The following is an 11,948-nucleotide window of genomic DNA, read 5'->3' as shown; positions in this document are numbered from 1 at the left end:
TGCGAAGCGCACCACATCATTCCCTGGCAACACGGCGGCGAAACCAACATCAACAACGCCGCCCTACTCTGTAGCAGGCACCATTCCCTCCTTCACCACACCGACTGGAGCATGCGGCTCATCCAGGGCATACCGTTCTTCACCGCCCCCTACCTCCTAGACCCCAGTGAAACACCCCGCCGCAACACCTTCCACCACGGCCTACCCCGCCCCAACTACCCCGAACTCCGCGGCCAAGGCTGGAACTAAAACCACCCCCACCGCGTGAGGGGGGATGGGTCCGCACAGTCAAGTGGAAGTCAAGTTTTCGGTGCAGTATGGAACGTCCGCGAAAACAGTCCAAGGAGCGCATGTCATGATAAGGAACCGGCCCGAACCGTGTTGTCTGTGCTTGCCAACCTCTTCGGGTGGGCTGAGAGTGCAAGGCGCCAGGCCGCCGTCGTGCTTGACAGGGTGGCGAGGATCATGCTGCGGGCGAGGGCTGTGTGCGGTAGTATGGTCAATGGATTTTTGATAATACTTATACGCTAAGAGGCAATTGTGGCAACGACTAACGACATTAAGAATGGAACCGTCCTCAAGCTCGAGGGCCAATTGTGGAACATCATTGAGTTCCAGCATGTTAAGCCGGGCAAGGGCGGCGCTTTTGTTCGTACCAAGATGCGCAACATCCTCTCCGGCAAGGTAGTCGACAAGACCTTCAACGCCGGTCTGAAGATCGAAACCGCCACGGTTGACCGCTCTGACTTCCAGTACCTGTACCAGGACGGCGAAGACTACGTGTTCATGGACAACGACAACTACGATCAGCTCACCGTTTCGGCGAAGACTGTCGGCGACGCCACGAACTTCATGTTGGAAAACATCAACGTGACCATCGCGCTGCACGAAGGCAACCCGCTTTACATCGAGCTGCCGCCGTCGGTTCAGCTGCGTATCACGTACACGGAGCCGGGCCTGCAGGGCGACCGCTCCTCCGCTGGCACCAAGCCCGCAACAGTTGAAACCGGTCTTGAAATCCAGGTTCCTTTGTTCGTTGAGAACAACACCTTGGTCAAGGTTGACACCCGCGACGGTAGCTACTTGGGACGTGTAAGCGAGTAGTGAGCAGTCAAAACAACTCCGAGGGAAAACCGAACTCGGCCCGTAGCAAGGCTCGTCGCCGCGCGCTCGAGATCCTGTTCGAAGCGGAACAGCGCGAGGTCAGCGCCATGTCGGCACTGACGGCACGCCGTGAAAAAATCGATCAGATCATCAACCCGTACACGGTTGATCTGGTCGAGGGTGTTACGGCCATGGCCGAGCACATCGACGAATTCCTGCAGACCTACTCGCAGGGGTGGACGTTGGAGCGCATGCCCGCCGTCGACCGCATCATCTTGCGTATGGGTACCTGGGAACTCCTGTACAACGACGACGTCCCCGACGCCGTTGCTGTCAGCGAAGCTGTAGAACTTGCAAAGGTTCTCTCCACAGATGAATCCCCGCAGTTCGTCAACGGCCTGCTGGGCCGCTTGCAGCAGATCAAGCCGACGCTTCTAGCGTAGGCACCTCCACGACTGACCCGCACTTCGGTGCGGGTCAGTTGTGGTTAAAGGCGAGGTTGCTGCGCCTGCCAGATGGCCGCGGAGTGCCGGCCTAGCAACTCGCCGCGCACCGAGGTGATCTGATGCAGTAGGGCTAGCTCCTGCTCCTGCCCTGAGGCGAAGCGTGCGGCCGCCGCGGTCCCCAGAGCGCCCTTGGCGTCGACCACAAGGCGCTGTCGTGTGAAGGCCAGCCGGGTCGCCAAGCGGATGAACTCCTTCATGATGTCGCCGGCGGCGAATGTCTTTGCCCAGATCAAGGCACGACGGCGGCCACCTCCTGTGGCCAACATCGGCACCTCCTGCGGGGTGAACCAGCCAGACGGGACATAGTCGGTCAGGCGTAGGCGGGTCAGCTTTGCCTCAGCGCGGCGCAGGAGGATGACGCCCACGATGAACATGATGAACAGCGGCACCTGCAGCAATATGTAGACGGCAAAGAAGTTCTCACCGAGGAACGAGGAGCTATTCCAAAGTCCGTGCAGGAACATGGCGGGGATCAGGCCAACGCACCAGGCAATCAAGACCATGCCCGTGCCGCCGTTTCTGGCCGCGAAACCAACACAGACGCCCAAGACAGCCGTGAACATGACGTGGGCAAAGGGTGACATGAGGCCACGCAAGACAAAGATGCTGAGCAATCCGCCGGCAGCGCCGTCGGCCTCCTGCAGAGCCTGACCAAAGTACAAAATGTTCTCGGTGAAGGCGAAGCCCGCAGCGATGATGCCCGCGTAGACCAGACCATCAATGGGGCCATCAAAGGTTTTACGGCGGAGAAAGAACAAGAGCAGCACCCCCGCGCCCTTGGAGATTTCCTCGACGAGGGGAGCCTGAATCACGGCACCCACCATATCGGCGCCGGCTGTGCCATTTCCGCTCATGAGCAGCGGCTGCACCCAGCTGCCCACCACCAGGCTCGTGATGACGGCCATACCGGCACCCCAACAAAATCCCAGGATGAGTGCCGGAACAGGCTCCGGCTCCCACTTATCGATCCACCGCAGCGTCGTGACACAGATCGTGAGCGGAATCAGCGCCAGTGCACCGCAAATGAGGAACACATTGGCGCCGATCGACACGGCAAAAAACGCTAATGTCAGTAATGTGACGAGCCCCAGTAGACACAACAAGATGATGTTGCTCACCTTCACGGCCGAGTTACGCGGCATCTTCCGTCTCGGCTCGGCGACCGGGTGCGACCAATAGTTGGGTGTCGCGCGTGGGCCCGGCTCGAGAGTTCCGGCCTGAGGCAAGGGTGTGGGGGCAGGATGCAGCTGTTGCTGGGGTGCGCCTGCGGCGGGATCGCGCCAGTGGCCGGGTTCGCTCATGTGTTCAAGACTAGAGGTAGCGGACAAGGCCTCCAAGGTGCCGCGCGAGAGCGGGTGTGAAGATCCTGCGTGACGCAGCGGCGTATGTCCGCTGTGGTACTTTGAAGTGTATGCAATCAACCTTTTAATTCCGTCCTGTGAGGCGGGGAAAGGGGACGCGAGAAATGACGAATTCCTCTGAAGCGTTTGAGGATCTTGGCAACAGCTCTACTCCTGCCGCTGTGTCCCGTGTGGTCTTAACGGCCGCAGACATTGAACGGGCACTGACTCGTATCGCCTATGAAATTCTGGAAGCCAACAAGGGCTCAGCCAATCTGCTGCTGCTCGGCATCCCACGCCGCGGTTACCCGTTGGCGCAACGCCTGGCCGCTAAACTTGCCGCCAGCGATCCCGCCGTGGATCCGGCCACAATTGTTGGCCAGCTCGACGTCACGATGTTCCGTGACGATCTCGCCCACCAGCCCACGAGAGCTCCCCAAAGCACTACACTCCCCGTCTCCGGCATCGATGGAAAAACCATTGTGCTCGTTGATGACGTGTTGTACTCCGGACGCACCATCCGCGCAGCCCTGGACGCACTTGTCGATCTGGGCCGTCCCCGTGCCGTCCGCTTGGCCGTTCTGGTCGACCGCGGTCACCGTGAACTGCCCATTCGCGCAGATCACGTCGGGAAAAACCTCCCCACCTCCTCCACGGAAAAAGTGCGTGTGCACCTTTCGGAGATCGACGGCGGCCTCGCCGCCAAGGACGAAGTAGTTATCGAGGCGGGCGCATGAGACACCTCCTTGACACCGAAAGCCTGAGCTACAACAACGCGATCCAGATTCTAGACACCGCGCAGGAGATGTCCGCCGTGGGGGAGCGGGAGATCAAGAAGATCCCTGCCCTGCGCGGCCGCACCGTGGTCAACTTGTTCTTTGAGGATTCCACCCGCACACGCATCTCCTTCGAGGCCGCTGCCAAGCGCCTCTCGGCGGATGTCATCAACTTCAGCGCCAAGGGTTCCTCGGTCTCCAAGGGCGAGTCCCTGAAAGACACGGCCCAGACGCTCGAAGCCATGAGCGCCGACGCCGTCGTCATTCGGCACTGGGCCTCGGGAGCGCCTGCACGACTGGCCAACTCTGGCTGGATCGATGCCGCCGTCATCAACGCCGGCGATGGCACGCATGCGCACCCCACGCAGGCGCTTCTGGACGCCTTCACGATGCGCGCCCACTGGGCCAAGCTCAGCGGCACCGCCTCCGTGGGCGCCGACCTGAAGGGCATGCGCGTCGTCATCGCCGGAGACGTGCTGCACTCTCGCGTGGCCCGTTCCAACGTCTGGTTGCTGCGTACCCTCGGTGCCCACGTAACCTTGGTGGCGCCGCCCACTCTGCTGCCCATCGGCGTCGAGCATTGGCCGTGTGAGATCAGCTATGACCTCGACGCCGCGTTGGAAGCCGGGGTTGACGCCATCATGATGCTGCGCGTTCAGGCAGAGCGCATGAATGCCTCCTTCTTCCCCTCCACGCGGGAATATGCTCGTCGCTGGGGATTCGACGACGCCCGCCTGGCCAAGTTGGACGCCTTGGCGCAAAAAGACACCATCATCATGCACCCCGGCCCCATGAATCGCGGACTGGAGATCTCCTCCGCAGCCGCCGATTCACCCCGTTCCACCGTGTTGGCTCAGGTGCGTAACGGTGTCTCCGTCCGCATGGCCGCGCTGTACCTGCTCCTGTCAGGGGATATGCGCGAACCGGCAACTCCCTCGAACTTCCCGCCCGTTGTGGCTCCGTCAGTACCGTCAGTAAAGGACTTTTCATGACTTCCGTGAGTTACTTGATTCGCTCGGCCTCCCTGCTGGGCCAGACCACCGCTGATGTTCTGATTCGTGACGGCATCATCGCCGCGGTCGGTACCGATCTGGGTGCCGACGTTATCGGCGATGCCACCGTTATTGACGCCGCGGGCCTCATCGCCCTGCCCGGCATGGTCGACCTCCACACTCACCTGCGCGAACCCGGCCGCGAAGACTCCGAGACGGTCGAGACCGGCACCCGTGCCGCAGCCCTCGGTGGCTTCACGGCCGTACACGCCATGGCTAATAGCTCACCCGTGGCCGACACCGCCGGTGTTGTCGAGCAGGTCTTCAGCCTGGGTCGTGAATCCGGCTGGGTCGATGTGCGCCCCGTCGGTGCCGTCACCGTAGGTTTGGCTGGCACGCAGCTCGCCGAACTCGGCGCCATGGCTGACTCCCGTGCCCGAGTCCGTGTCTTCTCCGACGATGGCATCTGCGTGAGCGATCCGGTCATGATGCGCCGCGCCCTGGAATACGTCAAGGCGTTCGACGGCGTGATCGCACAGCACGCACAGGAGCCCCGCCTCACCGAGGGTGCCCAGATGAACGAGGGCATCGTCTCTGCGGATCTCGGTCTGGCCGGCTGGCCCGCCGTCGCCGAGGAGTCCATCATTGCCCGCGACGTGTTGCTGGCGCAGCACGTTGGCTCACGCCTGCACGTCTGCCACGTCTCGACCGCAGGATCCGTGGAAATTATCCGCTGGGCCAAAGAACGCGGCATCTCCGTCACGGCCGAGGTCACCCCGCACCACCTGTTGCTGACCGAGGAACTCGTGCGCAGCTACAACCCCGTCTACAAGGTCAACCCGCCCCTGCGTGCCGACGCCGACGTCCACGCCCTGCGCGCGGCCCTCGCCGATGGCACGATCGATATTGTCGGCACCGATCATGCACCGCACCCGAGCGAAGCCAAGGAATGCGAATGGGCATCCGCCGCCATGGGCATGACGGGTCTGGAAACGGCCCTATCCGTGGTGCAGGAAACCATGATTGAAACCGGCCTCATGAGCTGGGCCGACTTTGCCCGGGTCACCTCCACGGCTCCGGCACAGATTGGCCAGCTCGCCGATCAGGGACGTCCCCTCGAGGTGGGCGAGCCGGCCAACATCGTGCTGGTTGACGCCGCTGCTCGCTGGAACGTCGATCCTGCCGCCATGGCCACGAAGGGCCGCAACTCTCCCTTCGCCAGCATGGAACTGCCGGGCAAGGTTGTTGCAACCTTCTTCCACGGACACCCCACGGTGCTCAACGGCGCACTCAACACCCCCTACCGGGCAGTAACCGCCTCATGAGTAAAGAGATCTTGATCACCATCTCGGCCGGGATGCCGATGCTGATCATCTTCGCCCTTATGGCCAAAGGATGGCGGAACAAGCTCAAGCGGCAGAGGAGCCTGGCATCCCTGCCGGAGGCTCCTGCCGAGCTGGGCACGCCGCTGATCAGCGTCCCGGGCCAGTATGTCGTCACGACAACCACCGGCGACTGGCTCGATCGGGTCGCCGTTCACAACCTCGGGATCCGCACTCCGGGTGTGGTTCACGTCCATGCCGGAGGAGTCGTGATCGAGCGAAAAGGTGCCCAGGATATCTTCATCGCCCAACACGCACTGACCCAAGTGGATACACAAGCGGGAATGGCCGGTAAATTTGTAGAACGAGATGGGCTGGTTGTGATCAGCTGGAATCTTGATGACACAGAGGTAGACACCGGATTCCGCACCACCGAAGCAGGCGCCAAGCGCCCATTGATTGAAGCATTGCAGGCATTGCTGCCCAATGACAGCGAATTAGACAGTAACGGAAAGAACAATTGAGAATGAGTGATGCAACTATGCCTGCACAGGCACTTTTGGTCTTGGAAGACGGCCGCACTTTCCGTGGCACCAGCTACGGAGCTCAGGGCTCTGCTCTGGGCGAGGCGGTCTTCACCACCGGCATGACCGGCTACCAGGAAACCCTTACGGATCCTTCGTACGCCCGCCAGCTGATTGTTCAGACGGCACCCCACATCGGTAACACCGGTGTGAACCAGGCTGACAACGAATCCACTCGGATCTGGGCCGCCGGTTACATTGTTCGCGACGCTGCACGCCGCCCCTCCAACTGGCGCAGTGAAGGCACCCTCGACGACGAACTCAGCAAGCAGGGTATCGTTGGCATCCAGGGTGTTGACACCCGCGCCATCACTCGCCACCTGCGCGAACGTGGCGCCATGAAGGCCGGTATCTTCTCCGGTGCCGAGGCTGCCCGCCCGGAGGCCGAGCTGCTCGCCGAGGTTCTGGCTCAGCCGTCCATGGCTGGCTTGCGCCTGGCCGACGAGGTCAGCGTCGACGAGGCCTACATCGTTGAGCCTTCCGCTCACGGCTGGGAGGGTGAGCCGCTGTTCACCATCGCCGCCCTCGATCTGGGTATCAAGGCCATGACGCCGACCCGCTTCGCTGAGCGCGGCGTGCGCGTGCACGTCCTGCCCGCCGCTACCACTTTTGAGGAAGCCTCGGCCCTGAACCCCGACGGCGTCTTCATCTCCAACGGCCCGGGCGACCCGGCCACGGCCGATCGCCAGGTTGCCTTTGTGCGCAGCTTCCTTGACGCCAACGTGCCGTACTTCGGTATCTGCTTCGGTAACCAGATCCTGGGCCGCGCCCTGGGCTTTGGCACCTACAAGCTGCGTTACGGTCACCGCGGCATCAACCAGCCCGTCATGGACCGCAGCACCGGCAAGGTTGAAATCACCAGCCAGAACCACGGCTTCGCCGTTGACGCACCTCTGGACGGGCCCACACAGGCCCCGGAGGAGCGCTTTGGCCGCGTCGAGGTCAGCCACATCAGCCTCAACGATCAGGTTGTTGAAGGGCTCTCCTGCCTGGACATCCCGGCCTTCTCGGTGCAGTACCACCCTGAAGCCGCGGCCGGCCCGCACGACGCCGCCTACCTGTTCGACAGGTTCATCGACCTTATGACCACCCGCAAGACCGCACAGAGCCAGGAAGACAAGTAATGCCAAAGAGGGAAGATCTTAAATCAGTTCTGGTTATTGGCTCCGGGCCGATCGTTATCGGTCAGGCCGCCGAGTTTGACTACTCCGGTACTCAGGCACTGCGTGTCTTGAAGGAGGAGGGCCTGCGGGTTATCCTCGTGAACTCCAACCCGGCCACCATCATGACCGACCCCGAGTTCGCCGACGCTACCTACGTAGAGCCGATCACCCCCGAGGTGGTTGAGAAGATCATCGCCAAGGAGCGCCCCGACGCCGTTCTGCCCACCCTCGGTGGCCAGACCGCGTTGAATACGGCCATCGCGCTGGACAAGAACGGTGTTCTCGCCAAGTACAACGTCGAGCTGATCGGTGCCAACATCGCGGCCATCGAGCTCGGTGAAGACCGTGAAAAGTTCAAGGGCGTCGTTGAGCGCTGCGGCGCCGAATCGGCCCGCAGCCACATCATCCACACCCTCGACGAGGCCTTCACCGCCGCTGAAGACCTGGGTTACCCCATGGTTGTGCGCCCGTCCTTCACCATGGGTGGCCTGGGCTCCGGCCTGGCCTACAACCCTGAAGACCTCAAGCGCATTGTGGGCCAGGGCCTGCAGTACAGCCCCACCACCGAGGTATTGCTGGAAGAAAGCATCCTGGGCTGGAAGGAATACGAGCTCGAGATGATGCGCGATAAGAACGACAATGTCGTTGTTGTCTGCTCCATCGAAAACTTTGACCCGGTGGGCGTTCACACGGGTGACTCCATCACCGTGGCCCCTGCCATGACGCTGACGGACCGCGAATACCAGAACCTGCGCGACATCTCCATCGCCGTCATCCGCGAGGTTGGCGTTGATACCGGTGGTTGCAACATCCAGTTCGCTATCGAGCCTGACACCGGCCGCGTCGTCGTCATTGAAATGAACCCGCGCGTGTCACGCTCCTCGGCACTGGCGTCCAAGGCCACCGGATTCGCCATCGCCAAGATCGCCACGAAGCTCTCGTTGGGCTACACGCTCGATGAGATCCCGAACGATATCACCCAGAAGACCCCGGCCTCCTTCGAACCCGCTCTGGACTACGTGGTTGTCAAGGTTCCCCGCTTTGCCTTCGAGAAGTTCCCGGCAGCCGATCCCACGCTGACCACCACCATGAAGAGCGTCGGCGAGGCCATGGCCATCGGCCGTAACTTCACCGAGGCCCTGCAGAAGGCTCTTCGTTCCTTGGAGCAGAAGGGCGCCAGCCTGGACTTCTCCTCGGTCAACGCCCTAGATGTGCCCGATCTGATCGAGGCCGCCAAGCGCCCCACGACCGATCGCCTCGCCCAGGTGCAGCGCGCCCTGCTCGGCGGCGGCACCGTCGAGGAACTCTACGCAGCCACGGGCATTGACCCCTGGTACCTGGATCAGCTCGTGCTCCTCAACGAGGTCTCGGCCACCATCCGCCAGTCCACCGCCCTGACCCCGGAGATGCTCAAGCTGGCCAAGCGCCACGGCTTCTCCGACGCTCAGATCGGTGCCTTGACGAACAACTCCGAGGCTGTTGTCCGCGGTGTCCGCCAGGCACTGAACATCCGTCCGGTCTACAAGACGGTTGACACCTGTGCGGCCGAGTTCAACGCGTACACCCCATACCACTACTCCTCCTACGACGAGGAAGACGAGATTGCGCTGCACGAAAAGCCGTCCGTCATCATCCTGGGCTCGGGCCCGAACCGTATCGGTCAGGGTATCGAATTCGACTACTCCTGTGTGCACGCCTCCATGGCACTGCGCAAGGCCGGCTACGAGACCGTCATGGTCAACTGCAACCCGGAAACCGTCTCCACCGACTACGACATCTCCACGCGTCTGTACTTCGAACCGCTGACCCTTGAGGATGTCCTCGAGATCATCGCAGCCGAAGAGCGCACCGGCGGCGTCCTGGGCGTCTTCGTCCAGCTCGGTGGTCAGACCCCGCTGAAGCTGGCACAGGAACTGGCCGACGCCGGTGTCCCCATCTTGGGCACCTCCCCGGAAGCCATCGACCTGGCCGAGCACCGCGGCATGTTCTCGCGTGTGCTGGACAACGCCGGCCTCATCGCGCCGAAGAACGGCACGGCCGTCTCCTTCAACGACGCGAAGAAGATCGCCGACGAAATTGGCTACCCCGTCCTGGTCCGTCCGTCCTACGTTCTGGGCGGCCGCGGCATGGAGATCGTGTACGACGAGGCCAACCTCTCCCGTTACATCAAGAACGCCACGGAAATCACCGAGGCGCACCCGGTCCTGATTGACCGCTTCCTGGAAGACGCCATCGAGATCGATGTCGATGCACTCTTCGACGGCACCGATATGTACCTCGGTGGCATCATGGAGCACATCGAAGAGGCCGGTATTCACTCCGGTGACTCCGCGTGTGTGCTTCCTCCCATTACCTTGGGCAAGGACGTACAAGAGCGTGTTCGCAAGGCCACCCGCGCCATTGCTGAAGGCGTCGGCGTCCGTGGCTTGATCAACATCCAGTTCGCCCTGGCTGCCGACATCCTGTACGTGCTGGAAGCAAACCCGCGCGCCTCACGCACCGTGCCGTTCGTCTCCAAGGCAACGGGTGTGCAGATGGCCAAGGCTGCTGCGCTGATCGGTGTGGGTGTCTCCATCGCCCACCTGCGCAGCGTGCACCACATCCTGCCCGAGGTTGGCGACGGCGGAACCCTGCCTGACAGCGCTCCTGTCGCCGTCAAGGAAGCCGTCATGCCGTTCGCACGTTTCCGCACGGTCGAGGGTCACGTTGTTGACTCCCTGCTGGGCCCGGAAATGCGCTCCACGGGTGAAGTCATGGGCATTGACAAGCACTTCGACACGGCCTTCGCCAAGAGCCAGACTGGCGCCAACAACGCCCTGCCGATCGAAGGCAAGATCTTTGTCTCGGTGGCTAACCGCGATAAGCGCTCCATCATCATGGCTGTCAAGCGCCTCTCCGACCTCGGCTACGAAATCGTCTCCACGGGCGGTACGGCCGATGTGCTGCGCCGCAACGGCATCGAGTCCACGATCGTTCGCAAGATCGGTGAGGGCGTCTCCGAAACCGGTGAGGGCACCATCGTTGATTTGATCAACAACGGTGAGATCGCCATGATCTTCAACACCCCTTCAGGTGGCGAGGCTCGCGGCGACGGCTACGAAATCCGCGCTGCTGCCGTCTCCACCGGCAAGCCCTGCATCACCACGGTCGCCGAGTTCAACGTGGCCGTCCAGGCCATGGAGGCGCTGCGCACCTACGAATGGGATGTCACGAGCCTGCAGGAACACGCAAAGGTTCTTGCCGCAGGTTTGGCCGAGCAGAATGCCTAGCCAGAACACGCCGGTGAAGCACGACGGCGGCCGCGCACCTTTTGGTGCGCGGCTCGCCGCGGCGATGCTCGCCCGGGGCCCCCTGTGTGTTGGCATCGACCCGCACCCGCAGCTTTTGGCAGCCTGGGGATTGGACGATTCCATCGAGGGTCTGCGGAGCTTTTCGCTGACCGTCTTGGAAGCCGTTGAGCCCCTCGCGGCAGCTATCAAGCCGCAGGTGGCGCTGTATGAGCGTCACGGCTCGGCAGGTTTGGCTGTGCTTGAGGAACTCCTCGCCGCAGCCGCGCAGACCGAGGTTTTGACGATTGCCGACGCTAAACGCGGAGACATTGGCTCCACCATGGCCGGTTACGCTGATGCGTGGCTGCGCGATGGTTCATCCCTGGCCGCCGATTCGGTGACCTTGAGCCCGTACCTGGGCTTTGAGTCGCTGCGTCCGGCCCTAGACCTGGCTGCCAGCAATGGCCGAGGCGTCTTTGTCCTGGCGTTGACGTCCAACCCTGAAGGTGCCTCGGTGCAGCATGTCGGTGGCGCCGAATCCGTGGCCAAACGCATTGTGCAGGCTGCCGCAGCCGAGAACCAGCGCTATAGCGCGCAGGCTCTCGGCTCGGTGGGCCTGGTCGTGGGTGCCACGGTTGGCAGTGCGCTGACGGATCTGGGCATTGACCTGGCAACGGTTCACGGACCGCTCCTGGCTCCCGGTTTGGGTGCTCAGGGTGCCACGGGTGCCGATATGCGGGCCAGCTTTGGCGCGGCCTACCCGGCCGTCTTGGCAACCTCGAGCCGAGGCATTCTTGCCGCAGGTCCGAGCGTTGCCGCCTTGCGTGCGGCGACCGTGGAGACCCTGCAAGGCCTGTAAAGAAAAGTGCCATAGCACTCGAGTCATTATTTG

The 11,948-nt window shown here is 62.3% G+C and carries 11 protein-coding genes; 10 read left to right on the top strand and 1 reads right to left on the bottom strand.

Features of this window, described 5'->3' with window-relative positions:
* The 3 genes from CVS30_RS13005 to nusB all read left to right on the top strand — a co-directional run.
* The coding region (locus CVS30_RS13005) for an HNH endonuclease (RefSeq protein ID WP_146233397.1) at positions 1–249 on the top strand (249 nt) is incomplete at its 5' end.
* A 291-nt stretch (positions 250–540) separates the two neighbouring features.
* Positions 541–1,104: an elongation factor P gene (gene efp, locus CVS30_RS13000; RefSeq protein ID WP_110485760.1), complete on the top strand. Its 564-nt coding sequence runs from the start codon at positions 541–543 to the stop codon at positions 1,102–1,104.
* Positions 1,104–1,547: a transcription antitermination factor NusB gene (gene nusB, locus CVS30_RS12995; protein ID WP_110485759.1), complete on the top strand. Its 444-nt coding sequence runs from the start codon at positions 1,104–1,106 to the stop codon at positions 1,545–1,547. Before efp ends, nusB begins: the two co-directional genes overlap by 1 nt.
* A gap of 44 nt (positions 1,548–1,591) precedes the next feature.
* Here the strand turns inward: nusB and CVS30_RS12990 are convergent, their stop codons facing one another.
* Positions 1,592–2,911, bottom strand: coding sequence for a PrsW family intramembrane metalloprotease (locus tag CVS30_RS12990; protein ID WP_110485758.1), 1,320 nt, complete (start codon positions 2,909–2,911; stop codon positions 1,592–1,594).
* A 164-nt stretch (positions 2,912–3,075) separates the two neighbouring features.
* On the opposite strand from CVS30_RS12990, the gene pyrR reads away from it, so the two are divergent.
* From pyrR to pyrF, 7 genes are read left to right on the top strand one after another with little or no spacing between them, the layout of a single operon-like run.
* A complete protein-coding gene (gene pyrR, locus CVS30_RS12985; protein ID WP_110485757.1) occupies positions 3,076–3,687 on the top strand; it encodes a bifunctional pyr operon transcriptional regulator/uracil phosphoribosyltransferase PyrR in 612 nt (203 codons plus the stop codon).
* Positions 3,684–4,718: an aspartate carbamoyltransferase catalytic subunit gene (locus CVS30_RS12980; protein WP_110485756.1), complete on the top strand. Its 1,035-nt coding sequence runs from the start codon at positions 3,684–3,686 to the stop codon at positions 4,716–4,718. Before pyrR ends, CVS30_RS12980 begins: the two co-directional genes overlap by 4 nt.
* Positions 4,715–6,043 (top strand): dihydroorotase, encoded by a 1,329-nt coding sequence (locus CVS30_RS12975; protein WP_110485755.1) that lies wholly within the window; start codon positions 4,715–4,717, stop codon positions 6,041–6,043. Before CVS30_RS12980 ends, CVS30_RS12975 begins: the two co-directional genes overlap by 4 nt.
* Positions 6,040–6,564 carry a PH-like domain-containing protein gene (locus CVS30_RS12970; RefSeq protein ID WP_181419798.1) on the top strand — a complete coding sequence of 175 codons (525 nt, stop codon included), beginning with the start codon at positions 6,040–6,042 and terminating at the stop codon, positions 6,562–6,564. The genes CVS30_RS12975 and CVS30_RS12970 overlap by 4 nt, the downstream gene beginning before the upstream one ends.
* Positions 6,565–6,566: 2 nt before the next feature.
* Positions 6,567–7,748 carry a glutamine-hydrolyzing carbamoyl-phosphate synthase small subunit gene (gene carA / locus CVS30_RS12965; protein ID WP_110485754.1) on the top strand — a complete coding sequence of 394 codons (1,182 nt, stop codon included), beginning with the start codon at positions 6,567–6,569 and terminating at the stop codon, positions 7,746–7,748.
* On the top strand, positions 7,748–11,056 hold the full coding sequence (gene carB, locus CVS30_RS12960) for a carbamoyl-phosphate synthase large subunit (protein WP_110485753.1): 3,309 nt from the start codon (positions 7,748–7,750) through the stop codon (positions 11,054–11,056). Before carA ends, carB begins: the two co-directional genes overlap by 1 nt.
* The gene (pyrF, locus tag CVS30_RS12955; RefSeq protein WP_110485752.1) at positions 11,049–11,915 is read left to right on the top strand and encodes an orotidine-5'-phosphate decarboxylase; all 867 of its coding nucleotides are present in this window, start codon (positions 11,049–11,051) and stop codon (positions 11,913–11,915) included. The genes carB and pyrF overlap by 8 nt, the downstream gene beginning before the upstream one ends.
* Positions 11,916–11,948 lie beyond the last annotated feature (33 nt).

Origin of the sequence: Arthrobacter psychrolactophilus (genome assembly GCF_003219795.1) — a bacterium.
GTDB lineage: Bacteria > Actinomycetota > Actinomycetes > Actinomycetales > Micrococcaceae > Specibacter > Specibacter psychrolactophilus.
This window is presented reverse-complemented; position numbering and strand designations above follow the sequence as displayed.